Source organism: Neisseriaceae bacterium CLB008 (genome assembly GCA_041228285.1).
Classification (GTDB): Bacteria; Pseudomonadota; Gammaproteobacteria; order Burkholderiales; family Neisseriaceae; genus JAGNPU01.
Window position 1 is genome coordinate 336,512 of sequence record CP166133.1, and the last position, 26,414, is coordinate 362,925.

A 26,414-nucleotide genomic window follows, 5' to 3' on the forward strand; every position below is an offset into this window, starting at 1 on the left:
TGAAGAACTTGTGTAAGACATAAGTGAAGAATTCAGATGAAGCTTACAGGCTGTATGTGTGTATATTACCCGATACATCACCTTATATATTGATACGATAAAATCGACTAAATTGATTAGGCTTTTAATTTGTTACCGTTTTTTGTTTGGCGGCCATAGCAAGTTGGTACCACTCCTTCCCATCCCGAACAGGACAGTGAAACGACTTAGCGCCGATGATAGTGTGGATGCCCATGTGAAAGTAGGTCACCGCCAAACTCCCCATACTTAAGCCCTGTTGCGATTGCAACAGGGCTTATTTTATTGGTACTGCACAACCGTAGGGTGGTGCCCATACCGTAGGGTGGCGCAAAGCGCAGCGTGCCCACCGATGGTGCCCACTCTGTACTGGTCCACCGTGTGATGGCCTTGAGCCCTGCCGAAGCGCACAGTCTTACCCCGTACACCCAAAGCAAAGCCCACCTAACGGTGGGCTTTGTTGCATCTAGTAGCTGGTGATTTATGGCTGTGCCGCTATAAGTCATGGTGGGTAGGCTGTGCTTTACCCACCCTACGCGTGGCCGTGCGGCTGGTAGGGTGGGTCGTGACCCACGCGTTGAGCCGATAGGCACAGTCTTACCCCATACACCTAAAGCAAAGCCCACCTGACGGTGGGCTTTGTTGCGTCTGACGTCTGGCGACTCATGGCTGTGCTGCTATGGGCTATGGAGGGCAAGCTACGCTAGGTGTCGCTGTTCGTAGCTGATAAATATATTATAGATATAAAAAAGCCTATAGTCATGTATATCCATGCTTATAGGCTTGTTCTATTACCGTGAGTTCTTACTCGGTTTTAGGGCTGGAGTATTACCAGGAGTGTTTTTATTATCACGACGGCGTTGATCGGGTTTACCAGTTGATTTGGCAATCGGTTTTGGACCAGGTTTAAGAGGCATTTAGTTAATCCTTATTAAGTTGATCGAGGAACATTCCTCAATCATAGTATATGGGCATAGTTTATAACTTCAATACACTATAAATATTTAATAATTTACTCACATATTTATCTTATCCACAGGGCTCCACCCACAGCCCATCTCGGATAGCCATTTTGAAGCTCTGACAGAGTGAATACTGTAGGGCTTCGTTATTTTATTCACAACCCTTCGTCACTGCTGATGGCTATCGCTGCCTCGCTGGCAACGGGCGGGGCGTTAAACACGCCTGGCTGTGAGCGCCAAATGCGTTGCCATAGCCGCTGTAACGCTTGGGTGAACGTACCTTCGGTAACGAGTGATCGATAGGTGGCGCTGGCTTGGACAGGGCGGCGCTCATGCCACTGGCCGTTTTGGCGTTGGGCGACAATAAAGTTGAAGGTGTATTCGGGTTCTAGGCCCATGCGTAGGTCTGAGAGGATGAGCTGCTCATTGTGTATCTGAGCCCGCATAAAGCCTTGGTTGAACCAGTTGAGCGTGGCGACATTAGGGAAGTGGTTGACGGCTGCTAAGGCCTGATGTTCCGAAGGATAGGCCTGAAAATCAATGTGGCCATCATCGGCGATGAGGGAATAATCCCCCAGTAAGTAGCCGTCAGGCGTGAGGACGCCGACTCGCCAGAGCAGAGTATTGAAGGGCAGTGGATTGGAAAAGCGTGGCGCATCCGCTAGGTTTAAGCGGTTGAGGCTGGCCTGAGCCGCCTGTTCAACCTGATGCTTGGCGATTAACGACCAGCCTAAATAGCCTAGGCTTAAGGCTAAGCCAATGCTGACGGCGGTATGGCTCCAGTTCTGGCGTGGGGCAAACCAGGCCATGAGACAGGGGATTAATAAGCATAGCGTATAGATAGGGTCGATGATGAAAATGCTGGCCCAGCTGGTGGGATGGGGCTTTAAGGGCCACCATAATTGAGTACCGTAGATGGTTAGGGCGTCCAGGAGTAGATGGCTGATGAGGGCCAGTTGGATGGCCCAGAACCAGCGCATGGGCGCCTGTGCCACTCGGTGGCCTCTTTGATGGCAGATCCACCAAATGAGTACGAGGACGAGCGGCATGATCAATAAAGAATGACTGAAGCCGCGGTGATCAGCCATTTGCAGGATGGGGTTACTGGTGAGTGCGTTGACGAGCAAGACATCGAGGTCTGGCAGCGTGCCTAAGGCCATGCCAGCAAGCATACCTGCACGGCGATGTCTTTGGGGCACAATGGCCGCCACAATAGAACCGCTTAAGGCTAAGTGGGTGAGTGAATCCATAGGAGTGGCCTCATGTGATTAAACGTTAGCTATTGTGGGGCCGTTGGGCGTCGAGTAACCATTGTTCGGTTGAGCGACGAAAGCGCAGATAATCCCAGCCAAGATCACGTTCAAACGCCATGGCTTGGCGGTCATTGCCTACGAAGACCCAAAACCAAAGGTCATCGCTGCTGCGCATTTTAACCCTTAAATAAGGAATTTGAACTGTGGCGGTGCCTCGTTGTAGCGCTTCCGTTTCACGGCTGACCCCATCGTGCCGAAAACCATTCAATAAGGAGGGCGCATATTGGCGCACAAAGGCGACGGCGATGGTGCGCGCCTCTTCTTGGCTGGGTAGGTTGCCTTGAAGCTGTGACTGGTCTTTCTTAATATATCCTTTTAACTGCCCCTGAGGGTCGATTAACAGGCTAACGTGCTCACCGTGGAGGCCAGTGTTACGGCCATCGGCGCGTTCATAACGGCTTAGCTGAGCGCGACCATTATTGTAAGACACGGTGCGTTCATTTTTTAGCGTGTAGGCCGGGGGCACTAGCTGATTCTTTAAGGCGTTATTGGCTAGGGCTAGAGGACTGATTGAAGCGAGTAAGGTCAGAACCAGCACGCTGGTGATGGATTTGAACGGATATGGTTTTATCGAGATTAATGACGGCATGGGAAGACTCCTAAACGTGATGGATTGGCTGGATATTTTTATGTCATATAGATATGTCTTTGTCGCCAGAGTTCACTTCTAGCCGATGTTTTTATCTTTTTGCGCCCGCTTTTAGGTTTCAAGCAGTGTTTGGCCAAAAGCGGCGAGGGCCTCGAGGCCGAGAATGGGGTGGGCTTGCCAAGGAATTTGGCGCTGGGGTAAAGCGCCTAGGCGCGCCGTAATGTCTTGTAGGTGAAGCCGCTGCTGGACCAGTTGGCCGCGCCAAAAGTCGTTGTTGCCAAGGTGTTGGGGCAATACTCGATTGATGAGTAGGCCAAGAGTGGGGATGTGGTGAGCCATGAGGGTTTGCCACGCCCGTTCTGTTTCGAGGATGGGCAAGCGCTCAGGGGTTAGGGCAAAGATAAAGCCGCTTTGCTCTGGATCGCTCAATAGCCTGCGGCTGTTTCGAAACAGGGTTTGGCGCACGGCTAAGGTTTGGGCGATTTGGCTGTCGATGGCGGGTGCGGCAGCGCTGGGCTGATCATTATATTGAGGGTGAGGCTGGGGGCTTTTTGGGCTTAAATGGCTGATGACGCTGTTGAGGTGTTGGGCACGCTGCTGGTGGCCTAAAAGGCCTTCTGTCCAGGTTGCCATGATCTCTGGCAGGCTTAATAAGCGTAGGGTATGCCCTGTTGGTGCGGTGTCTAAAATAATCAAATCATATTGGGCCAGGCCTTCTTGAATGAGGGTGCACAGCCGCTCTAAGAGCGCGGCCTCCTCGGCGCCGGGGGCTTGGCGAGCAAGATCAAGCTGTTGCTGCAGGATGGAGCGTTGATCGGGGTGCACGTATCGGCTCATCTGCGCCAAGGTTCGGGTGAGGTAGGCATCGACTTCTATGGCGGGGTCTAGCTCCAGCGCGCTGAAGTTGGGCATGATGTGGGCGGCCTCATGGCCGATGGGGTGAAGTAAAAGGTCGCTTAAGCTATGTGCAGGGTCGGTGGAAATCAATAATACGCGTCGACCGAGCGCCACTGCGCCGAGGGCCAAAGCGGTGGACAAGGTAGTTTTGCCCACGCCACCTTTGCCGCCAATGAGTAGCAGCCGCTTTGAGCACAATAAGGGCTGTAGCCGCATTAAAGCCATTAGCAGCACCGAAAATGATCGAAGGGTGAGCGGGGCATGTTCATGCGCTGATGCCATCGATGAAAGCGTGGCAATAAAATGGCTTGCAGTTCGAGCGTATACAGACTAACAGGATTGGGCAGTCCCATGGTTTCTGAGAACACCAACAGCATGAAGAAGTCCTCTTCATCGCGTATGGCGCGGGCGAAAGTAGCCCGGTAGGGCGCATGGTAATAGTTGTGAGCCTGTTGGTTCATCTGTTTTTGCCATTGTTTTAAACGTTGCAGTGAGGTGGTCATGATGACGGTCCTTTGGTGGTGGTTTGACGGAGGTGGCGTAGGACGGAGACGGACTCTAAAGCCACAAAAATCGCCGCAATCAATACCACAATATCCAATACCAATAAGAACCAGTTACCCGCTTGGTAAAACGTGTACAGCTGTAGTAATAGGGCGGCCAGCGTCATGGTGAGCAAAAAGCATAAAGGGATGACGACATAGCGAATGGGGGTTTTTTGGCGCAGCAGCATGACGGCGATGATTAACAAGGTTAAGCCCGCCAGCAGCTGGTTGGTGGTGCCGAATAAAGGCCAAATGCTTAAGCCCCCGGTTCCGCTGGCGCCGCCTGCACCAAAGGCCAAAATGAGGCAGCTGATGACCGACAGCAAGGTGGCTACAAGAGGACGACCCAGCCAGCTGATCTGGTAGATTTGGCCCCATTCTTGAAAGATATAGCGCTGTAACCGCAGGCCAGTGTCCATGGTGGTACCGGCAAAAAGTGCCGCCATGACGGTCAACATGGTGGTGGACACGGCAACGCTGATGCCGGTGCCATTGTTGAGAATGGTGGCGCCACCGCTGATGAAAGCTGCTACGCCGCCGTTGCCAAACTGGCTGTAAATGGCTTCCCATTCTGCTAGGGTGGCAAAGCCTGCGCTGACGGCAATGATGGTGGCCAAGGCTAAAGCGCCTTCGCCCACAGCCCCGAAATAGCCGACCAGCCGCATGTCGTGTTCTTTATTGAGCTGTTTAGACGTGGTGCCGGAGGCAACGAGGCCATGAAAGCCAGAAATGGCGCCACAGGCGATGGTGACAAAGAGCAGGGGCAACAGGGACGGCGTGCCCGGGGGCAGGTTGGTGTTGAAGGCTGGGGCCACAATGCTTGGGCTGCTGAAGGCGATGGCGGCATACAGCAAGATGAGGCCAACAAAGAGCTGAAGGCCATTGATGTAGTCACGCGGCTGTAATAAAACCCATACCGGTAACAGGGATGCGACGGCGGCATAGGCGAACAGCAGCAGTAGCCAAGCGGCTGAATCGGTGAGGCCAAAAACCGTACTGGGTAGGGCAATGGGTACCGTTGGGCCGACGTAAATTAGGGCGTATAAAGCAATCACGCCGACGAGAGAGACCAGCGGCAGCGACCATTTGAAGCGATAGATGGCTTGGCCAATGAGGAGGGCCACCACGATGGCGCCCCAGACGGGGACCACCGCCGAAGGGGTGTTGATGAGTAGGCGGGCAATGACGACGCCAAACACAGCATTGACCATCAATAACAATAAGAAAATGACGATCATGAATAAAGTACGGGCTCGTTTGCTGACGACGTCTTCGGTAAGGGCCCCGACTGATTTAGCCTTATTGCGCACGCTGGCCCAAATAGCGCCCATATCGTGTACGCCGGCAAAAAAGATGGTGCCGAAGACGACCCATAAAAAAGCCGGTACCCAGCCCCAAATGACGGCAATGGCCGGCCCGACAATGGGTGCTGCGCCGGCGACTGAAGTGAAGTGGTGGCCCCATAAAATCCATTTATTGGTCGGTACATAGTCAACGCCGTCTTCCATAGTGTGGGCTGGGGTGGGGCGATGATTGTCTAGCTTAAAAATTTTAGTGGCGATAAAACGGGCATACCAGATAAAGCCGATGGCCATGCCGCCAAGGCCCAATAGGGCTAAGACGATTGCGCTCATGATGCTCCCCTTTTTTTATTTGATTGTCATTTAGTATGGCGTAATGGTTTAGGGCGATCAAGATGGATGAATGGGTTGCGGTTAAATAGGCGTTTGTTTTGGCTAAAGTGTTGTATTTTATATCGATTAATTTTTTATTAATCGTTTGTGTACGGCGCAGTAGCTGGCGCTAAAATGCGGCTGATGGCATGTATTTACTGGCCTGTTGGCGTTGCTCTGGTTTGTTTAAAAAAACTTTGGCTCAAGGCGATGGGGCCATTAATTGGCATGAATGCTGCTTGCTAAATAAATTAGCCTAATGTCATAATAAAATCGCTCTATTGTAGAAGGTTAGGCTACTTTAGAGAGAGTAGCATGTTAGTGCTCATAAGCGCCTGCGTACAGGTTGCTGCATCAATGCCCACTTCGGTGGGCATTGATGTTTTATGAAGGCGCAGCGGCTCGGCTTTTGGGTTAATCCAGACACAACAGGGCTTTTATTGTGGCTGGCGCGCTTGAGTAGAGTGGCTTTAGGACTTCTATAGAAACTTTATTTAAAGGGAGGATGAGGATGTTAACTGCCATAGGCTTAGGGATTATTTTGGTGATCGTGGTCTTACTGATGACGGAGAGGCTGTCGCCCGTCATCAGTTTGATTGTGATTCCGTTTGTGGGGGCGCTGTTGGCTGGCTTTGGCCCGTCGGAGCTGGCTGACTTCTACCAGTCGGGTACACGCTCGGTGCTGCAAGTGGTGATTTTATTTGTATTTGCCATTCTATTTTTTGGGGTGATGAACGACGTGGGTCTTTTTCGACCCATGATTCATTTTTTAGTCACGGTCACGCGTGGCAACGTGGTGGCGGTGGCGGTGGGCACGGTGCTGGTGTCGGCGATTGCCCAGTTAGATGGGGCCGGCGCGTCGACGTTTTTATTGATTGTGCCACCGCTTTTACCTTTGTATCAGCGCTTAAAAATGAGCCCTTATTTATTGTTTTTATTGCTGGCGGCCAGTGCCGGGGTGGTGAATATTCTGCCTTGGGGTGGCCCCTTAGGGCGTTTGGCTTCGGTATTGGAAGTAGACGTGGTGGCGCTGTGGCGGCCGCTGATCGGCATTCAGATATTTGGCTTGATCTTGCTGTGCCTGTTGGCGTTTGGCCTAGGCAAACGGGAGCAGCGGCGCATCATTAAGGCCCACGGTCAGCTGGTGACGCGAGAAGAGGCGGATACCTTAGCGTCACAAACATCGCCAGAACAGCCCAGTACGGAGCGGATTGCGCTGGATGCGGCCACCGAGGCGCTGCTGCGGCCCAAGCTCTTATGGTTTAATTTTGCGATATTCGTCTTGACCTTGGTGGTGCTGTTTGCGGGTTGGCTGCCGCCGGGCTATGTATTTATGTTGGCGCTGTCGGTGGCTTTATTATTGAACTACCCTAAGCCAGCTATGCAGCTAGCGCGGATTCAGGCCCATGCCGGTGGGGCAATCATGATGGCCAGCATCATTTTGGCGGCGGGCACGTTCTTGGGTATTTTGCGCGAGAGCGGGATGCTCAATAGCATTGCTCTGGCGTTAGTCGACGTGTTGCCGCAGGCTTTATTGCCTTATTTACATTTGGTGATTGGCTTTTTGGGCACGCCGTTGGAGCTGGTGTTGAGTACGGATGCCTATTATTTTGCCCTGTTTCCGGTGGTGCATGAAATCACGGCTCAGGTAGGGGTGTCGGCGGCTTCTGCGGCCTATGCCATGCTGTTGGGCAGCATTGTGGGCACGTTTATCTCACCGTTTTCGCCAGCGCTGTGGTTGGGTTTGGGGTTGGCGCGGCTGTCGATGGGCGTCCACATTCGCTATTCATTTTTTTGGATCTGGGGCGTGTCGCTGGTGCTGTTGGCGATCAGCGTGCTGATGGGCGTGATTTAAGGTGATTGGATCAGAGGTTGAAATCGATGGCTGCTAGACGGCAGCCATCGTGATGGGCCTGGCTTATTGAGCGGGTTCTTCAATCACAATATTATCAGGATTGATGCCTTCGCCGTAGAATGGGGCGATGGTTTGCTCATAGGCTTGATGGAAGAAGCGTTCGTTTTTAAGCTGGGTGATTTCGTCATTGAGCCAGTTTAACAAGGCTGTGTTGCCTTTTTTAACCGCAGGGGCGATGAAGTCGTTGGCGCCGATTTGGTTGATGCTGACGGCGAACGTTGGGTTCTCTTTTACCCAGGCGTATAGCAAGGTGTTGTCGTGGGCAAGAGCGGCGGCACGGCCATCTTTGAGTGCATTAAACGCTTCGGTGTTGTGGTCGAGCTTCAGCTGTTCCACGCTGGCGTGGTTTTTGGCGAAGTAGATTTCGGCCGTGGTGCCTTTATTGACCAACAGCGCTTTGCCTTCTAGTTGGGCTACGTCGGTAATCGGCGCGCTTTTAGGCGACACCAAGCCAATGGCGGTTTTCATATAGGGTAGGGCAAAATCCACCTGGGCTTCACGCTCTGGGGTTTGGGTAAAATTGGCTAAGGTGATGTCTACCTTATTTGATTTCAAAACGTCGACGCGGTTTTGGGCTTCGGTCAGCACAAATTCGACTTTGCTTTCATCGCCTAAAAGGTCTTTGGCTAGGCGTTTGCCAAGGGCAATGTCGTAACCTTGGTTGTTGCCTTGCTCATCGATGTAGCCAAACGGGGGCTTGTCGCTGAAAACGGCAATTTTTAAGACGCCGCGGTCTTTAATGGCCTGTAGGCCATCGCTCGCTTCGGTTGTCGGTGCCGAGTCTGTGGCGGTTTCTGTTTGGGCGTTGCAGCCTAATAAAGCTAAAGATAAGAGGCCGGTGGCCAAGAGGCGGCCAAAAGGGAGGTGAGTCATTTCGTTTCCTTTGCGTTGAATGTGAACAATCAAAAATCAAAAACGTTTAAAAACTGCTGGGCACGTTCGGTTTTAGGGTGGTTAAAAAAATCACTGGGCGCGGCTTCTTCTGCAATCTGGCCCTGATCTAGAAAAACAATGCGGTCGGCCACCTTACGGGCGAAATTCAGTTCGTGGGTGACCAGCAGCATGGTCATGCCTTCTTTGGCTAGCCCGAGAATGACGTCTAAAACTTCGCGCACCATTTCTGGGTCGAGTGAGGCGGTGACTTCGTCAAACAGCATGACTTCTGGATTCATGCACAGCGCCCGAACAATGGCGATGCGTTGCTTTTGGCCGCCCGATAGCGTGCGTGGGTAGGCATCTTGCTTGTGGCTGAGGCCCACCCGTTGTAACAGCATCAGGGCTTGGGCCAGGGCTTCTTCACGCGGGCGCTTCTGGACTTTGGTTGGGCCCAATAAAATATTCTCCAAAACCGTCATATTGGGAAATAAATCGTAGCTTTGGAATACCATGCCAATTTTTTGGCGCACGGTGGCCCAGTCGGTCTTAGGATGATTTAAGACCTGTTGCTTGAGGCTGACGGTGCCGCTATCTAGGTTTTCTAGGCCGTTTAAGCAGCGCAATAGCGTTGATTTGCCGCAGCCAGAAGGCCCGAGGATGACGACCACTTCGCCGGCTTGAACCTCGAGGCTGATGCCGCGCAGCACTGGATTGTGTTGAAACGATTTGTGGACATCTTGAATGCTTAATAAGGGGTGTGACTCACTCATGTACTGCTTTCTGGGGTGTGTGCGTGGTTCAGCCGTTGGGCGACTTTGGCTAAGGGATAGCAGACCACAAAATATAAACAAAAGATAAAGCCGTAAATCCAAACCGACGCCAATGGGTTGCTGAGGCTGGCAGATTCGATGATTTGCTGGCCAACCTTAATCACTTCGACGACGCCTAGGGTAAACAGCAGCGACGTGGTCATGATCATGCGCGCCGACAGGTTAATGGCGGCGGGTAAGACGTGGCTGAGGGCTTGTGGCAGCAAGACATAGCGGAACAGCTGGGTTTGGCTTAGACCAATGGCTAGGCCTGACTCGGTTTGGTGTTTGGGTAGCGAGATCAAGGCGCCGCGCACAATGTCGCTCATTTCGGCTGCGCCCCATAGGCTAAACACGATGATGGACACGGCATAGGCGTCGAGGTTGATGTCAAAGTCAGCGGCTAAAACGTAATACAGTAAATACAGCCACACCAAAATCGGAATGATGCGAAAACATTCTAAATACAGCCTAAAAATCCACTTGATCACTGGTGAAGAATGGGTGCGGATGACGCCAAACAGCGTGCCCAATAGACAGCTACAGGCGATGGCAATTAAAGCCACTCTGATCGTGACCCATAGGCCTTCAGCCAGGCGCAAGAGGTGGTTGGGGTTCAATAAAATATCAATGCCCAAATTCTGCATGACGCACCTTTCTTTCTAACAGGCTAAGCAGCCAAGACAGGGGGATCAGCAAAATGGCATAGGCCAGCACCAGCATGAAGAGGGCTTCATTGGTTTGGTAAAACATGCCAATTTGGGAACGAGTCACGTTCATTAAGTCCATGACGGCAATGACGCTGAAAAGTGAGGTTTCTTTCAGTAAAAAAATGCAGTTGGCACCAATGGCGGGCACGCTGTAGCTCAAAGCTTGAGGCAGGACGACATAGCGCATCAGCTGCCAGCGATTTAGGCCGATGGCTAGGCCGGCTTCTTGCTGGCTTTTGGCTACGGCAGCAATGCCGCCTTTAAACGCTTCCGCCATATAGCTGCCACCCAGAAGGGCTAGGCCGATCACGGCAATGAGTTCAGGGCTTAGCTTGAGGCCGATTTTAGGCAGGGCGTAAAACATAAAAAACAGCTGGATGAGTAAGGGCGTATTGCGAAACAGGGCAACGTAGGCCGCCACGATGGGGCTTAGGCCTTTGATTTTGTAGTGCACAATCACGCTACAGGCTGCGCCAATGATTAAGGCGCAGGCAATGCCCACGAGGGCGATGTTAAAGGTCAGCAGGAGGGCCTGTTGATACAGCGGTAAGGTTTGGGCAATGTAGGCCCAGTCGAGTCCAGCCAGCATGGGGTTAGTCACTAAATTCATCTATTGGTCTTGCTGCGAGTTAACCATAGCGCCTGTGCTTGGGCAACGATTGTTTGGCTATATGAATATAACCAGCGGTGCTTTGGTTTTGATTGCGGTTTATGCGCTTGGATTGGGGGTGGATAAGTGTTGTAATAAGGCCCCCTTGTCTCGTGCGGTAACGGGCTGATTTCTCACCCATCTTTAAGCGAAAGTCGAGCGATGTGGCCAAATAGGGGAAATGTTGTTGTGATATTAAGGGTTTATGTTCATAAAAGTGCTATGCTGGGGGTAGGGTATGGCATACTGATGCGCCTTAAAAAACAATAAGGTTTTTTCTATACCCACAGCTGTGAAGAACAAGGAGTGAAGTAATGGCTTGGACCAATGAACAAAGCGCACGCTTATACGGCATCAACCACTGGGGTGATGATTATTTTAAAGTTGGTGACAATGGTCACGTTTGGGTTTATCCCAATAAGCAACAAGCCGATGTCGGCATCGACATGGCCGTATTGGTGCAGGATTTAGTGAAGGATGGGTATGACCTGCCTTTGCTGCTGCGTTTTCCTGATATTTTAAAGGATAGGGCCCGTAGGCTCTGTGAAGCGTTTAACCAAGCGGTTGAAACCCACGAATATCCAGCCGGCTATACTGCGATTTACCCGATTAAGGTGAATCAGCAGGCGTCTGTGATTCAAAATATTTTGGCGGCACGTTCTGACGTGCATTCTATTGGTCTGGAGGCGGGCTCTAAGCCTGAGCTGATGATTGTGCTGGCGATGGCGCCTAAGGGCGGCACGATTATTTGCAACGGCTATAAAGACCGTGACTTTATCCGCATGGCGTTGATGGGCCAAAAGCTAGGCCATCAGGTGTTCATCGTGATTGAAAAAGAGTCTGAGGTGGAGCTGGTGATCGAAGAGTCGCGCCGCTTAGACGTTCAGGCCCAAATTGGCCTACGCGTACGCCTGTCTTCGTTGGCTTCCAGCAAGTGGGCCGATACCGGTGGCGATAAGGGTAAGTTCGGCCTGTCGGCATCGCAGCTGATTTCTGCGGCGCATAAGCTTAAGGATGCCGGCATGGGCGACAGCGTTCAGCTGATGCACTTTCACATGGGCTCGCAAATCGCCAATATTGCCGACTATCGCTTAGGCTTTAAAGAAGCCATTCGTTATTTTGACGAGCTACGCGCTTTGGGCCTGCCGTTATCCTATGTGGACGTGGGCGGTGGCCTAGGCGTGGATTACGATGGCACCAGCTCGCGTAACGCCAGCTCAATTAACTATGATTTAAATGAATACGCCGACACGATTGTGTCGATGCTGGCCAATTACTGTGAGGAATCAGGTACGCCGGCGCCTCACATTTTGTCTGAATCTGGCCGTGCCTTAACCGCCCACCATGCGGTTTTGGTGACCAATGTGACGGACGTAGAAGGATTACCGGAAGAAATGCCGGTAATCGATGCCGATGCCGATTGGACGGCGCCGATGAAGAAACTGCTGTCTTCGGTGAACCAGGTCAATTTAGACATGACCACCGAGCTGTACTATCGGGTGTCGCAATACTATACCGAAGTGAGTGAGTGGTATGTGGCGGGGCAGCTGAGCCTGTCTGAAAAGGCGATTGCCGAGCAGGTGTATTCTGTATTCTGTCGTCGCCTGAAACAGGCGCTACAGGCTTCACAGCGTTCACAACGTCAGGTCTACGACGCCTTGAACGATCGCTTGGCGGATAAGTATTTCTGTAATTTCTCGGTGTTCCAAAGCTTGCCGGATACCTGGGCGATTGGCCAGATCTTGCCAATTATGCCGATTCACCGTTTAAACGAAGTGCCTTCGCGCCGAGCGGTGTTGCAAGACCTGACCTGTGATTCTGACGGCAAGGTAAGCAACTACGTAGACGAACAGAGCATTGAGTCCAGCATGGCCGTACACGAAGTCAAAGACGGTGAAGTGTATGTATTGGGCGTGTTTATGGTGGGCGCTTATCAAGAAATTTTGGGCGACATGCATAACCTATTCGGCGATACCGATTCGGTGAATATCTACGTTCGGGATGAGGGTGAGATCGAATGCAAGGAAGTGGAAGAGCACGACACCATTGAAGACATGCTGCGCTATGTACACGTGTCGCCAGAAAAAGTGTTGGCAGGCTTTACCGAGAAAGCTCGGGCGGCATCCTTGAGTGAGGCGGAGTGTGAGGCATTTTGCTCTGAGTTTGGTAAACGTTTACAGCAGTCGTCGTATTTGTCGATTTAAGCGTTTGCTTGAGAAACCATACCCAGAAATGGGAACCCCCCTGAGTGAATGAGGTTCAGGGGGGCTTTTTTTCGGCTTTTGAGTATTTGGTTATCTGTGTCTGATCACTAAGCAAACTCCTTGCGGGTGTTAAGAACGTTGAAAAGAGGGGAATAACTTAAGTCGCCTATCTGTGCTCGGTATTCACGTTTAGGAAGCTTAATCTGCAGCGCATGGATACTGTTTGATTAAGTTGGATTCATCTTATCGTTAATGGGAATCGTTATCAATAGCATTTGTGAAATAAATGCGGATTATTTTGTATCTGATTGTTTTTTAATTGAAAGTTTTTTTGTCTCTGGGGTGGTTTTGTGTTGGTTTTGCACTGAATGGTGGGCGAGGATGAGGCGGCTATGCTGTCTGCGCTCGCTGGTAGAGCGCTGGTGTCGGGGCGTTTGATGCGGGCAACGCTTGTGCTTAATTAATGGATTGGCCATTTGGGTTTGGCCACGTGGGGCCACAAAAAAGCCGCATCGCGTGGCGCTGATGCGGCTGGGTTTGAGCTTTAATCGATGACCGGTGGCGGGATCTCGAATACTTGGCGCAGGTAGGCCAAGAAGGTTTCGTCACTGCACATGGTCTTGCCCTTGCTGTCGGAGATTTTGGCCACCGACTGCTCATTGCAGCTGATCAGCTTCAACACGATTTGCAGTGGCTCTAGGCCCATGTCGTTGGTGAGGTTGGTGCCGATGCCGAAGCTGGTTTGGATGCGCCCTTTGAAATGCTGATGTAGCTCATAGGCCGATGGAATGCTGAGGCCGTCGCTGAAGGTCAGCATCTTGGTTTCGGGCTTGATGCGCAGCTTTTGATAATGGGCGATGGCTTTTTCACCCCAAACATAGGGGTCGCCGCTGTCGTGGCGCAGGCCATCAAACAGTTTCGCAAAATACAGGTCGAAGTCGCGTAAAAACGCATCCATGCCCACGACGTCGGTGAGGGCGATGCCCAGATCGCCGCGGTATTCTTGTACCCAAGATTCCAGCGCCTTCTTTTGAAAGTCGCGTAGGCGCACGTCTAGAGCTTGAAACGCCTGGAAAAACTCGTGGGCCATGGTGCCGATGGGATAGATGCCGAGTTTTTTGGCTAAATAGACGTTGCTGGTGCCGCGCATGACTTTAGGGGCGGCTTGATGCAGGGTATGCACCACATGCTCGTGCCAGGTTTTGGAATAGCGGCGGCGAGTGCCGAAGTCAGACACTAGGAATGGGGGCTCTTTGGCGCTTTGGGTGTTTTGAATCTGCTTGAGCTGGGCGGCTTTGAGGGCCAGACGGCGTTCGCCTTCTTGGAGGGCGGCCGGCGTGTGCAGGCGTCTGAAAAAAAGCTCGTTGACGATGGACAGCACAAAAATTTCAAAGAACATGGCCTGCACTAAGGGGCCAGAAATGTGAATGTCCAAGCGACCAACGTCGTCGATGCCGACTTTAATAAAGCGGCGCTTAAGCTGGAACAGCTCTAAGTAGTCGACAAAATCGCTTTTGATGAAGCGTAAGCTGCGTAAATAGGCTAAATCTTCGGCGGTGAATTTAAGCTGGCACAGCATGTCTAGCTGGGCTTCTAATTCATCTTTGATCTCGCGTAAAGGGTATTGGGTGGTGTCGTGGTTGCGACAGCGAAATTCATACACGCCGGTGGCCTGCGGAAACTGATGCAGCACCACTTGCAGCATGGTGAACTTGTATAAATCGGTGTCCAAAAGAGACTGGATAATGGGTTGGTTTTCCATGGGCATCAAGGTGACCACCTCCACGGGTGGTTTTATGATTGAACAGGCCTTGATTAAACCACGTTTTATCTGCTTTGTGGGTAATTTGCTCATAATGAGTAGAAAAAACTGGGGGTCAGGACGGATGAGGCGGCGCATTGCTTAAATAATCAGCCATGCAAAGAGGGGCTTAGCGTTGTGAGGCATTCGGTGGGTGGCATGATTTCCTGAATGTGGGTAGGCGTTTAGCCCCCGAATACATTAGGGTTTATTGATTGATATTAAAGCCAGAAAATTGACCCTTGAGCCAAAAAGCGGGATAATTAGGCATAGATTATCAATTGTCAATCGGGCTGCTTTATTGCAGTCTCATAACCCACACGATGTGACACAACATCACTGAACATAAGCCATATGAAAACACCTGAATTACTCTTGCCAGCAGGCGGTTTAGAACGCATGCGGGCCGCCTTTGATTTTGGCGCTGACGCCGTTTATGCGGGGCAACCGCGCTATTCTTTACGTGCCCGTAACAATGAATTTAAATTAGCAGAATTACAAACCGGCATCACTGAAGCGCATGAGCGCGGTAAGAAATTTTTTGTCGCCAGCAACCTATTGCCACACAATGCCAAGTTGCGCACCTATTTGGACGACATGGCGCCGATTATTGAAATGAAGCCTGACGCTTTAATCATGGCCGACCCAGGTTTGATCATGATGGTGCGCGAAAAATGGCCAGAAGTGCCGATTCATCTGTCGGTTCAGGCCAATACCACCAATTATATGGGGGTGAAGTTTTGGGAGAAAATCGGCGTTGAGCGCATCATTTTGTCGCGCGAGTTGTCGATTGATGAAATTGCCGAAATTCGCCAGCAGTGCCCTGACATTGAGTTAGAAGTGTTTGTTCACGGTGCTTTATGCATTGCCTATTCAGGCCGCTGTTTATTGTCTGGCTATTTTAATCACCGCGACCCAAATCAAGGTACCTGTACCAACGCCTGCCGTTGGGACTATAAAGTGCATGAGGCGGATGAAGGCAGCGATGCGGGCGACGCTCAGAAAATTGACTTTAATTTTGAAGCCGCGCTTGAAGACGCAAACCAAAACTTTGCCGCCTGCGGCGGCGCTGAGCGTCACCCTGCTGCTGATAAAGTGTATTTAATTGAAGAAGCCAATCGTTCAGGCGAGTTCATGCCTATTATGGAAGACGAACACGGCACCTACATCATGAACTCCAAGGATTTGCGCGCGATTGAGCAAGTTGAAAAGCTGACCAAGCTGGGCGTGGATTCTTTGAAAATTGAAGGGCGCACTAAGTCAGTGTATTACGTGGCGCGCGCCGCACAGTCCTACCGCAAAGCGATTGACGATGCCGTAGCAGGGCGCCCGTTTGATTTAAGCCTATTGTCCGACCTAGAAGGTTTGGCCAATCGTGGCTACACCCCTGGTTTCTTGGAGCGCCATCAAACCCAAGATTATCAGAATTATTTAAGCGGCCATTCATTGGCCAAACAAAGTCAGTACGCCGGTAATGTATTGGGCGTCGACGCAGACGGCTGGGCTGAAATTGAGGTGAAAAATCGGTTTGCCGTGGGCGACACCATTGAGGTCATCCACCCTAGCGGCAACCACATTGTTCAGGTAACCGAAATCATGCACAAAGGTGCATCAGTAGAAGCGGCACGCGGTAACGGCATTCAGGTGAAAATCCCGAACATGCAGGGCAAAGAAAAAGCCTTGATCGCCCGCATCTTAAACCCCTAAGTCAGCATGAAGGAATATTAAATGAGTTTATATCAACTATTGAATCAAAAAGCCGCTGCGGCGTTTGCTGCTTGCGGTCTGGAAGATGCACCGGTGGCGTTACAGGTTTCTGGTAAGCCAGAATTCGGTGATTATCAAATTAATGGCGTCATGGGCGCCGCCAAAAAACGCAAAACCAATCCGCGTGCCTTAGCTGAAGAAGTCGTGGCGGCCTTGGATTTTGACGGCATGGTAGGCAAGGTCGAGATTGCCGGCCCGGGCTTCATTAATTTGTATCTGTCAGAACAGTTTTTGTCACAGCAGGCGCAGGCGGCTTTGGCCGATGAACGTTTGGGCGTGCCCAAGCAAGAAAGCCAAACCGTGGTCATCGACTACTCTTCGCCTAATCTGGCCAAAGAAATGCACGTTGGCCATTTGCGCTCCAGCATCATCGGCGACAGCATCAGCCGTGTGTTGAGCTTTTGCGGCCATAAGGTGATTGCGCAGAACCACGTGGGCGACTGGGGTACCCAGTTTGGTATGTTGACCGCCTATTTGGTTGAGCAGCAAGCCGCTGGCGATGCCGACATGCAGCTGTCTGACCTAGAAGGTTTTTACCGTGACGCTAAAGTACGCTTTGATGAAGACGAACAGTTCGCCAATACGGCGCGTGACTATGTGGTGAAGCTACAGGGCGGCGATGAAACCGTTTTGGCTTTATGGCGTCAGTTTGTGAAGACTTCTTTACAGCATGCTCAGTCGGTATACGATAAATTGGGCCTGCTTTTGACAGAAAAAGACGTGATGGGCGAATCTGCCTATAACGCTGACCTACAGCCAACCGTTGATGAGTTGATGGCTAAAGGCATTGCGGTAGAAGACGACGGTTCTAAAGTGGTGTTCTTGGATGAGTTTAAAGACCAAGACGACAAGCCAGCGGCCTTCATCGTCCAAAAACGGGACGGCGGTTTCTTGTATTCGACCACGGATTTGGCCTGCGTGCGCTATCGCGTGCGTGAGCTGAAGGCCCAGCGGATCATTTACGTGGTGGATGCGCGTCAAGGCCTGCATTTCCAACAAATGTTTGCCACCGTGCGCAAAGCAGGCTTTGCCGACGACAGCGTGCGTTTGGAACACATTGCGTTTGGCACCATGATGGGTGAAGACGGTAAGCCGTTTAAAACCCGCTCTGGCGGTACGGTGAAGCTGGTTGAGCTATTGGGCGAAGCGGTTGAACGCGCGCGTCAAATGGTACAGAGCAAAAACCCAGACCTTAGCCCTGAGCAAATGGATTTAGTGGGTAAAGCCGTGGGCATTGGTGCGGTGAAATACTCTGATTTGTCTAAGAGCCGTACCAGCGATTACATCTTTAACTGGGACAATATGCTGTCGTTTGAGGGCAATACAGCCCCTTATCTACAGTATGCGTATACGCGGATTCAAAGCGTGTTCCGTAAGGCTGGTGAGTTTGACGCTCAGGCCCCGATTATGATTGAAGCTGCGGCTGAAAAACAATTGGCGGTCGCGTTGTTGCAGTTTGGTGATGAGCTGCAAAAAATCACCCAAAACTGTTACCTGCATAATCTGGCTGCTTATCTATACCATGTGGCTACCTTGTTTAGCCGCTTCTACGAAGCCTGTCCGATCTTGAAGGCTGAGAATGAGGCTCAGAAAAATAGCCGCTTACAGTTGGCGAACCTAACCGCTAAAACTCTGAAGCAGGGCATGTCGTTATTAGGCTTAACCGTCTTGAATGAAATGTAAGCAAATAGTGTGATTATAAAAGCCTGCCTTAGAGCAGGCTTTTTTTATGGGGTTTCTATACTAAATGTCTAAAAATATCATTTTGTCTACAATTGAATAAAAGATTGCAAATAGTAGTTGCTATTTTGTCTAATGTTATTTATATTAAACCCTACTTTGCAATAAATTCATTCTTTTTCGGTTTTTTGCCATAATAATTAGACAAAAGGTATAGTTATGCAGCTAAACATAGATAAATTGGTCGCTTACTTTGGTGGGGTAAACGCTTTGGCAGATGCTTTGAAAAAGCATTATCCAGAAGACCCTATTTCGACTGCCGCCATTTATAAATGGCGCTCGCGCGGTTCTTTGCCGTTGAGCCAGCTGCAAAAATTAACCGCTTTGGCCCAAATGCAGGGCAAGCCGATCGACTTGAACTCGTTCATGCAAAGCGACGCCGTCGGCGGTGCTGGCGCTGGTCGCCCTCAGTCTAATCGCTTGGTGGTATTCGACACCACTTTGCGCGACGGTGAGCAATCGCCTGGTGCGGCGATGACCAAAGAAGAAAAGGTACGCATCGCGCGTCAGCTAGAAAAATTGGGCGTAGACGTGATTGAGGCGGGCTTTGCCGCGGCTAGTCCGGGCGACTTTGATGCCGTCTATGAAATCGCCACCGTGTTGAAAAAAACCACGGTGTGCTCATTGGCTCGCGCCAATGAAAAAGACGTGCGCATCGCCGGTGAGGCCGTGAAGCCTGCGGCTAAGGGCCGCATCCATGTGTTCATCGCCACCAGCGCGTTGCACATGGAGCAAAAGCTAAAAATGACGCCCGAGCAAGTGGTTGCGGCTGCGGTACACGCCGTGAGCGTGGCCAAGGAATACACCGACGACGTACAGTTCTCGTGTGAAGACGCCTTGCGCTCTGACTTGAGCTTCTTGAGCCACATTTGTGGTGAAGTGATCGAGGCTGGCGCCACCACGATTAACATTCCGGATACGGTGGGCTACGCCATTCCGTTCCAAACCGAGCAATTCTTTAAAACTTTGATTTCACAAACCCGCGGTGGCCATACCGTGACGTGGGCAACCCATTGTCACGACGACTTGGGCCTATCGGTGAGCAACTCTTTGGCGGCCGTCATGGGCGGTGCGCGTCAGGTGGAGTGCACCATCAATGGTTTGGGTGAGCGCGCTGGTAATGCGAGCTTGGAAGAAATCGTCATGGCCATAAACACCCGTAAAGATGTGTTTGGTCTAGAAGTGGGCGTGGACACCACCCAGATCGTGCCGACGTCTAAATTGGTGTCGACCGTCACCGGTTACCCAGTACAGCCGAATAAAGCAATTGTGGGCGCTAATGCTTTTGCCCACGAGTCGGGTATTCACCAAGACGGCGTTTTGAAGTGCCGTGAAACCTACGAAATCATGACGCCAGAGTCGGTGGGCTGGGCCTCTAATCGTTTGACCTTGGGCAAGCTGTCTGGGCGTAATGCGTTTAAGAGCAAGTTGATTGAGCTGGGCATCGAAATGGGCAGTGAAGAAGCGATTAATGCCGCCTTTGTGCGCTTTAAAGAGTTGGCGGATAAAAAACGTGAAATCTTTGACGAAGACCTACACGCTTTAGTAGGTGAGGAAATGGGCGGCCATACTGATTCATTTAAATATGTGTCGTTGAAAATTGAAAGCGAAACCGGTGAAATCCCAACGGCCGACATCGTGTTTAATGATCAGGGCCAAGAATTCCGCGCCAAAAAAGGCGGCTCAGGGCCTGTGGATGCGATTTTCAAAGCCATTGAAAGCGTGGTGAAGAGCGATGCAGAATTGCAGCTGTATTCTGTTAACGCCATCACCAGCGGCACTGAGAGCCAGGGTGAGGTAACCGTTCGCTTGAGTAAGGCCGGTAACGTGGTCAATGGTCAAGGTGCCGACACCGATGTGATCGTGGCCAGCGCGAAAGCCTATTTGTCTGCCTTAACCAAGCTGCGCCATGCGGGCAACCGCGTGCGTGCTCAGGGCATGGTGTAGTCTTTGTCTCGATGCTTAAGAAACCGCCTTCGGGCGGTTTTTTTGTGGGCGTTGATGGTGGGTAGGCTGTGCTTTGCCCATCATCCGAGTTGCGCTGGCTGTTTTGCGGTGGGTCGCGATCCACGCGGGTTTGATGTGTGGCTTGCTGTTGCTGGTGGTGGGTAGGCTGCGCTTTACCCACCCTACGAGTTGCGGTGGCCGTTTTGCGGTGGGTCGCGACCCACGTGAGTTTGTTAGGCACACCGACATAAAAAAACCGCCCTGAGGCGGTTGTCTGAAGGTGACGCGGGTTAGGCGCCTAGCTGCTGTAATAAGGGGCGTGACGGAATAAAGAACAGCGTGCCGGTGACGGCGGTGCTGAAGTCTAGGAGCCGGTCGTAGTTGCCTACGGGCTCGCCGATGAACATATTGCTGAGCATGCGTTCGGTGATGCTTGGGGTTTTGGCATAGCCAATGAAATAGGTGCCAAATTCGCCGGCGGCAGGGTTGCCGAAGGGGAGGTTGGCGCGCATGATTTTCAGCTCATTACCGTCTTCGTCTTCAATATTGGTGACGGCGTTGTGGGCATTGGCCGGTTTTTCTTCGTCGCTTAATTCAATGTCGTCTGCTTTGGTGCGACCGATGACGTGTTCTTGGATTTTTTCCGGCAGCTCATTCCATGACGTCATGTCGTGTAGGTATTTTTGCACCACGGCGTAGCTGCCGCCGCTGAAGTCAGGGTCTTCTGCGCCAATTACGGTGGCGGCCAGAGCTTCTTGGCCTTCTGGGTTTTCGGTGCCATCGACAAAGCCAACCATGCTGCGGGCGTCGAAATAGCGAAAGCCTTGTACTTCATCGATGAACACCACGGCGTCGCCTAAGTGGTTACGGATGTTCATGGCTAATTCAAAGCATAAATCCATGCGCTCGGCGCGCAGATGGAAAAAGACGTCGCCAGGCGTGGAGACGGCGGTGTGTTTGGCGCCTTTGTATTCAGGTAGGGGGTGTAGCTCTTTGGGGCGAGCGTGTTCTGGGAAGAGGGCGTCCCAAGCGTCTGAGCCAAAGCCCATGACGTAGCTTAAATATTCTAGCGTGGCGGCGCGTTGCTGAATGTCTTGAGCGTATTGCGGCAGCGCCAGGCACAGGCTTTTGATCTTTTCAACAGCATCAGGCGCAGAGCCTAGGCCGAATACCATAAAAATAGCGGCCCCACCGGTGGGTAGGGTGATGTCTTGCGGTTGCGTGGTTAAATGATTCACAACACTTGTCCTTTTTACTTATTGGTATCTTTAGAAGTATAAACCATCTAACCTAGTATGTTGATCGAATTTGACTATGATTTTGATCAGTCTCAGTAAACGTGAAATGCCAAGCCCACAGATTTTTTTAAAACGTTGAAGACCTGTGTTAAGGTGGCTTGATTGGCACATTAAAGGAGTGAGCATGGGGCGATTAATGAATCTTTGGGCGACAACCCAGCTGTTGGTTTTGTCGCTGAGCTTGATGTGGCTGCCCGCTCAGGCAAAAACGGTTACGGTAGCGCCACCTGAGCGTGCTTATGATGGCGCGGCTAAGGCGTGGGTAAACGGCGGCCGACTGTGCTTAGGTCTAGAGCCTAGCTATGAGGCTGGGGGGGTGATGGTGGATGCGGCAAACGCGGCTAAGCATGAAGTGATGCTGAATGCTTTATTGGTGCATAAAGATCAGCAGGTGGTGTGGCAGGCGCATGCGCCTAAGCTGGGTGCGGCTACGTTGGCCATGCGCAGCGATACGTGTCTGCCTTATGGCCAAACGCCAGCGGCCATGACTGAAGTGATTCCGGCTCAGCCTCTAAGCCCCGGTTTGTATACGGTGATGCTGGTGGGCAATGATGAACAAAATCGGCGCGCGTGGTTTTATCAACACTTTTGTGTGGGGCCAGATGTGAATCGGTTGCGGGTAACGGCGGCGACTTTTTCCGGCGCTTCTCAACGTTGGCAATGTGGTTAATCATCAAAGGAAATAAGCGTTTAGTCCCATCCTGGGGGTTTTTTTGGGCCCGAAAATCAGTTATACTACCGGGTTCTTTCCGCGCGAGCACAGGCTGCCTCGCTGGCTGATTGAGGGGGCAGCTGTGGTGGCTGCGCCGTCAAATTAGGGGAAGGAAAACCAGCAGCCTTCAGGATAATTAATAATGCAACAGTCGTTCATGCGCTCAGAATTTAAAGCGCTTATTTTTTTGGCCTTTCCTATTTTATGTACTCAGCTATTACAGCTGGGTTTGGGGACGGCCGACATCGCCATTACCGGTCACTTTGACACCAAGGTGCAGGCCGCGGTGGCGTTGGGGGTATCGGTATGGCACCCCATCTTATTGTTCACCGTCGGGACCTTAATGAGCCTGGCGATTTTCTCGGCCCACAATTATGGCTCAGGCGACATCGAGAATGTGCCGGTGGTGTTTCATGCAGGCCTACGCATGGTGGCGTTTTTCAGCGTGGTGGCCATCACCTTGATGTGGTGCTCGGAAGGTATTTTTCGGCTCTTTGAGGTCGAGGAAGGCCTAGTGGCGCCGGCGGTGCGTTATTTACGCGCCTTAAGTGTCGGGGTGCCGGCGATTTTCCTATTTAACAGTTTACGCAGCGTCAGCGAGGGAGTGGCCCGTCCGGTGCCGGTGACGTTGGTGATGCTGGTAGGCTTCGTGGTCAATGCCTGCTTAAACTATGTATTGGTGAATGGTTATGCACCGATCGGCTTGCCCAGCTTGGCAGAAGTGGGCTCTGGCTTGGGTACGGCGATCACGTTTTGGGTGATGTTGGGCTGTATGGTGCTGTTCTATAAGCATGACCCGCGTTTGGCCAAGCTTAATTTATTCCGTAAGCCCGTCATCAGCGTGACGACGATGCTGAAAGACATGGCTAAAGTAGGCCTGCCTAATGGCGCGACGATTTTTGCTGAAGTGACGATTTTTGCCGTGTCTGGTCTGATTTTGGGGCGTTTTGGCGAGATGATCGTCAGCGGCCATCAGATTTCTTTAAACATCACCAGCATGAGCTTCATGGTGCCTTTGAGCGTGTCGTTTGCGCTGACGGCGCTGGTGGGGCAGAAGATGGGTCGTAAAGATTTAGCTGGCGCCGTACGCGTGGCACGCATGGGTCGGGTGACCTCGTTGGGCATCATGGTACTGACCTGCTTGTTCTTGTTTGCTGCCCGCAACCACTTGCCGCTGGTGTTCACCAATAATCCTGAAATCATTGCGCTGAGCGCTCATTTACTGCTGTTCTCGATTGTGTTTCAGTTTCCTGATGTGCTTCAAGTGGCGGCCAATGGCGCGCTGCGGGGCATGAAAGACACGCGCGTGCCGATGTTGATGAGCATTGCTTCTTATTGGGTGGTGGGCATGCCTTTAGGCTATTACCTCAGCGTGCATCAAAACATGCAGGCAGAAGGCGTATGGATTGGGTTGATTGTCGGCTTAAGCTGTTCGGCTCTGTTGCTGAACATTAGGCTGCAAAAACTGTTTAAGCGTTTCTTAGCTGCCTAGTTAAAACCCCTGTCACGCTGTGACAGGGGTTTTTTATTGGGCGGTGCTGGCCGTGGGCTAGGCTTCAGAGGCCAAAGTAGTCGGTACGACGAAGTGCCACGAGCCAACGGGCGTGTCGCCTAGCTCAAATTCACCGAAGCTGAGGCGGTGTAGCTGTTCCACTCGGTTGCCGGCAGCGGCGATCATGCGTTTGACTTGATGATAGCGGCCTTCGGTAATGGTCATTAATAAGGTGTGTTCATCACGCAGCTCAGCATGGTAGGCCTGCACAAACTCGTCGGCGTCGTTGAGGATGACGCCTTGCATTAATTTGGCGCAATAAGCATCGTCGGCGGCGTGCTTGAGGGTGACTTGATACAGCTTGGGGACTTTATGTTTGGGTGCCGTCACGCGGTGGTTGTAGCCGCCATCGTTGGTGATGAGCAATAGGCCGGTGGTGTCGGCATCTAAGCGGCCAATGGCCTGTAGGTCCATATTGCGCATATTGTCAGGGAAGAGGCCGAATACGCTAGGGTAGTTGGTGGGCTTGTGTGAGGTTTCGAAGTCCGCTGGCTTATGCATGAGGATGTAGAAATAAGGTAGGGGGACAAACGACAGTGGCTCATCATCAATGTGGACGCTGGTGACGTTTTTAAGGTCAACCTTGGCTTTGACGTCGTCAACCAGCTCACCATTAATGCTGATGGCGCCATATTTTACTAGGTTTTGGCAGTCTTTCTTAGTGCCGACGCCTTGGGCTTGAAGGTATTTTACGATTTGCATGAGGTCTTCCATTAATTAAAGCTGCCCCGAGTCATCGGGGCAGCTTTGGTGTGAACGCAGTGTGGCTTACATGAAGAACACAAACGTTTGAATAATATACAGCGGTACCAAAATGCCAAACGACCACAGCATGTAGCCAAAGAAGGTCGGCATTTTGACTTTACGCTGTTCGGCAATGGCTTTCACCATGAAGTTTGGCGCGTTACCAATATAGGTTAGGGCGCCCATGAAGACTGAGCCCATGGAGACGGCCAAGAGCGTGGTTTGCATTTCGCCCATAAGGTGAACGGCGTCGCCAGAAGCCATATTAAAGAATACTAAGTAGGTAGGCGCGTTGTCCAAGAAGGCCGACAACATACCACTCATCCAGAAATACATCACGTTCAAAGGCTCGCCCTGTTCGTTATGCACCATGGCGATGAGCTCTTTGAAATGGCCTGCTTCGCCGGCCTGCAAGATGGCGATCACGGGGGCAATGGTGATGAAAATCCCTAGGAATAATTTGCCGACTTCCAGCATGGGATCCCAGTTGAATTCATTACCAGCACGGATGGGTTTAGGCGTCATCTTGAGCGAGACTAGGGTAATAGCCAGCAGCAATACATCGCGTACGATGGACTGTAGGCCAACGTCGGTGCCTAGAATGTTGATCTCGATACCCGGCTTCCAGATACCCGACATCAACACGCTGGCGATGATGGCCAACAGCAGTAAAAAGTTTGAGCGGCCCATGATTTTTAGTGGAGAGCGTACCGCGTTTTCGGCAGGGGCGAGGCGCTCGTCTTTTTTGCTGAAGAAGTAGCTGTCGATGGCAAAAAAGAGCACCAATAAAATCGCTGAATTCATCAGAACGGGCGGCAGCATATGCTGAACCGTCCACATGAAGTCAACGCCTTTTAAGAAGCCCAGGAATAGAGGAGGGTCGCCTAAGGGGGTTAAACCGCCGCCGATATTGGCCACCAAAAAGATAAAGAACACCACGACGTGAACTTTGTGCTTACGGTTTTCGTTGGCTTTTAACAGGGGGCGAATCAGCAGCATGGCGGCGCCAGTGGTGCCCATGATGGAGGCCAGGAAGGTACCTAGAGCCAAAATGATGGTGTTGAGCTTAGGCGAGCCGTCGAGGTTACCCCAAATCAAGATGCCGCCAGAAACGGTGTAGAGCGCTAATAGCAGCAAGATAAAGGGAATGTATTCGCCCAGCATGGCGTGGGCCACGGTGCCAATGGTCATGCTGGGGCCAAAGATGACCGTAAACGGGACCAAAAAGGCCAAGGTCCAAGCCGCAATGACTTTACCAAAGTGGTGATGCCAGAAGTTGGGCGCGAAAATCGGAAAGAGGGCGACCGACAGTAAAATACACGCAAATGGAATGCCCCAGGCCAAGCTTAATTCAGCGCCGTTAAAGTCGGCGCCGTAGCTGATGCTGGGCAGCAATAGTAGTGACAAGGCGGCTGGCATGAGTCGCATAAAGTGCTCCTGTAGTTTGATCTTTGAGTAAGCCATCGGCATGGGCGCGCAATTGCGGCCAGCGTATTTGATGATTTATTGTTCTGTACAACCTTCTACTCAATGAAGGGATAGGTCAAAAATAAGGAACTATAATAATCGAAACGGCTGCGCTTGACCATGAAAAGTGGCGATTATTCTGAGCTAAATCGTAATAATATGAAGCTGTCTTGATACATAATGCTGTTTTGTGTGCGTTTGTGATTCTTACCCGCAAATAAATACC

General features: G+C 51.5%; 20 protein-coding genes and 1 rRNA gene. 8 read left to right on the top strand and 13 right to left on the bottom strand.

Features of this window, described 5'->3' with window-relative positions:
- Nucleotides 1–145: 145 nt before the first annotated feature.
- A 5S ribosomal RNA gene (rrf, locus tag AB8Q18_01505) occupies nucleotides 146–258 on the top strand.
- An 877-nt stretch (nucleotides 259–1,135) separates the two neighbouring features.
- Here rrf and AB8Q18_01510 read toward each other — a convergent pair.
- The 5 genes from AB8Q18_01510 to AB8Q18_01530 all read right to left on the bottom strand — a co-directional run bounded on the left by AB8Q18_01510 (nucleotide 1,136) and on the right by AB8Q18_01530 (nucleotide 5,958).
- Nucleotides 1,136–2,230, bottom strand: coding sequence for a metal-dependent hydrolase (locus AB8Q18_01510; GenBank protein ID XDZ51749.1), 1,095 nt, complete (start codon nucleotides 2,228–2,230; stop codon nucleotides 1,136–1,138).
- Nucleotides 2,231–2,255: 25 nt separating this feature from the next.
- Nucleotides 2,256–2,882, bottom strand: coding sequence for a hypothetical protein (locus AB8Q18_01515; GenBank protein XDZ51750.1), 627 nt, complete (start codon nucleotides 2,880–2,882; stop codon nucleotides 2,256–2,258).
- A gap of 111 nt (nucleotides 2,883–2,993) precedes the next feature.
- A complete protein-coding gene (locus tag AB8Q18_01520; protein ID XDZ51751.1) occupies nucleotides 2,994–4,004 on the bottom strand; it encodes an ArsA family ATPase in 1,011 nt (336 codons plus the stop codon).
- Nucleotides 4,004–4,282, bottom strand: coding sequence for a cory-CC-star protein (locus tag AB8Q18_01525; protein ID XDZ51752.1), 279 nt, complete (start codon nucleotides 4,280–4,282; stop codon nucleotides 4,004–4,006). Before AB8Q18_01525 ends, AB8Q18_01520 begins: the two co-directional genes overlap by 1 nt.
- Nucleotides 4,279–5,958 carry a carbon starvation protein A gene (locus AB8Q18_01530; protein XDZ51753.1) on the bottom strand — a complete coding sequence of 560 codons (1,680 nt, stop codon included), beginning with the start codon at nucleotides 5,956–5,958 and terminating at the stop codon, nucleotides 4,279–4,281. Before AB8Q18_01530 ends, AB8Q18_01525 begins: the two co-directional genes overlap by 4 nt.
- Before the next feature lie 550 nt (nucleotides 5,959–6,508).
- Here AB8Q18_01530 and AB8Q18_01535 point away from each other — a divergent pair.
- Nucleotides 6,509–7,852, top strand: coding sequence for a CitMHS family transporter (locus AB8Q18_01535; GenBank protein XDZ51754.1), 1,344 nt, complete (start codon nucleotides 6,509–6,511; stop codon nucleotides 7,850–7,852).
- Between the two features lie 63 nt (nucleotides 7,853–7,915).
- On the opposite strand, the gene AB8Q18_01540 is transcribed toward AB8Q18_01535, so the two are convergent.
- From AB8Q18_01540 to AB8Q18_01555, 4 genes are read right to left on the bottom strand one after another with little or no spacing between them, the layout of a single operon-like run.
- Nucleotides 7,916–8,785, bottom strand: coding sequence for a cysteine ABC transporter substrate-binding protein (locus tag AB8Q18_01540; protein ID XDZ51755.1), 870 nt, complete (start codon nucleotides 8,783–8,785; stop codon nucleotides 7,916–7,918).
- 29 nt (nucleotides 8,786–8,814) lie between these two features.
- A complete protein-coding gene (locus AB8Q18_01545) occupies nucleotides 8,815–9,558 on the bottom strand; it encodes an amino acid ABC transporter ATP-binding protein (protein XDZ51756.1) in 744 nt (247 codons plus the stop codon).
- A complete protein-coding gene (locus AB8Q18_01550; GenBank protein XDZ51757.1) occupies nucleotides 9,555–10,244 on the bottom strand; it encodes an amino acid ABC transporter permease in 690 nt (229 codons plus the stop codon). The genes AB8Q18_01545 and AB8Q18_01550 overlap by 4 nt, the downstream gene beginning before the upstream one ends.
- On the bottom strand, nucleotides 10,225–10,917 hold the full coding sequence (locus AB8Q18_01555) for an amino acid ABC transporter permease (protein ID XDZ51758.1): 693 nt from the start codon (nucleotides 10,915–10,917) through the stop codon (nucleotides 10,225–10,227). The genes AB8Q18_01550 and AB8Q18_01555 overlap by 20 nt, the downstream gene beginning before the upstream one ends.
- A gap of 353 nt (nucleotides 10,918–11,270) precedes the next feature.
- Between AB8Q18_01555 and speA the strand changes: the two genes are divergently transcribed.
- Nucleotides 11,271–13,160, top strand: coding sequence for an arginine decarboxylase (gene speA, locus AB8Q18_01560; GenBank protein XDZ51759.1), 1,890 nt, complete (start codon nucleotides 11,271–11,273; stop codon nucleotides 13,158–13,160).
- Between the two features lie 544 nt (nucleotides 13,161–13,704).
- Here speA and pncB read toward each other — a convergent pair.
- Complete coding sequence (gene pncB, locus AB8Q18_01565) at nucleotides 13,705–14,928, bottom strand: nicotinate phosphoribosyltransferase (GenBank protein ID XDZ51760.1); 1,224 nt, start codon at nucleotides 14,926–14,928, stop codon at nucleotides 13,705–13,707.
- 387 nt (nucleotides 14,929–15,315) lie between these two features.
- On the opposite strand from pncB, the gene yegQ reads away from it, so the two are divergent.
- From yegQ to AB8Q18_01580, 3 genes are all read left to right on the top strand, one after another.
- A complete protein-coding gene (gene yegQ / locus AB8Q18_01570; GenBank protein ID XDZ51761.1) occupies nucleotides 15,316–16,668 on the top strand; it encodes a tRNA 5-hydroxyuridine modification protein YegQ in 1,353 nt (450 codons plus the stop codon).
- Between the two features lie 21 nt (nucleotides 16,669–16,689).
- A complete protein-coding gene (gene argS, locus AB8Q18_01575) occupies nucleotides 16,690–18,411 on the top strand; it encodes an arginine--tRNA ligase (GenBank protein ID XDZ51762.1) in 1,722 nt (573 codons plus the stop codon).
- Nucleotides 18,412–18,627: 216 nt separating this feature from the next.
- A complete protein-coding gene (locus AB8Q18_01580) occupies nucleotides 18,628–20,415 on the top strand; it encodes a 2-isopropylmalate synthase (GenBank protein XDZ51763.1) in 1,788 nt (595 codons plus the stop codon).
- 290 nt (nucleotides 20,416–20,705) lie between these two features.
- Here AB8Q18_01580 and AB8Q18_01585 read toward each other — a convergent pair whose 3' ends face one another.
- On the bottom strand, nucleotides 20,706–21,653 hold the full coding sequence (locus AB8Q18_01585) for a Dyp-type peroxidase (protein ID XDZ51764.1): 948 nt from the start codon (nucleotides 21,651–21,653) through the stop codon (nucleotides 20,706–20,708).
- Between the two features lie 184 nt (nucleotides 21,654–21,837).
- Here AB8Q18_01585 and AB8Q18_01590 point away from each other — a divergent pair, with 184 nt between their 5' ends.
- Both AB8Q18_01590 and AB8Q18_01595 read left to right on the top strand, forming a co-directional pair.
- A complete protein-coding gene (locus AB8Q18_01590; GenBank protein ID XDZ51765.1) occupies nucleotides 21,838–22,383 on the top strand; it encodes a hypothetical protein in 546 nt (181 codons plus the stop codon).
- Nucleotides 22,384–22,567: 184 nt separating this feature from the next.
- On the top strand, nucleotides 22,568–23,917 hold the full coding sequence (locus AB8Q18_01595; GenBank protein XDZ51766.1) for an MATE family efflux transporter: 1,350 nt from the start codon (nucleotides 22,568–22,570) through the stop codon (nucleotides 23,915–23,917).
- 57 nt (nucleotides 23,918–23,974) lie between these two features.
- On the opposite strand, the gene AB8Q18_01600 is transcribed toward AB8Q18_01595, so the two are convergent.
- Nucleotides 23,975–24,679 carry a pseudouridine synthase gene (locus AB8Q18_01600; GenBank protein ID XDZ51767.1) on the bottom strand — a complete coding sequence of 235 codons (705 nt, stop codon included), beginning with the start codon at nucleotides 24,677–24,679 and terminating at the stop codon, nucleotides 23,975–23,977.
- Nucleotides 24,680–24,745: 66 nt separating this feature from the next.
- A complete protein-coding gene (locus AB8Q18_01605; protein XDZ51768.1) occupies nucleotides 24,746–26,149 on the bottom strand; it encodes a sodium:proton antiporter in 1,404 nt (467 codons plus the stop codon).
- Between the last annotated feature and the right edge of the window lie 265 nt (nucleotides 26,150–26,414).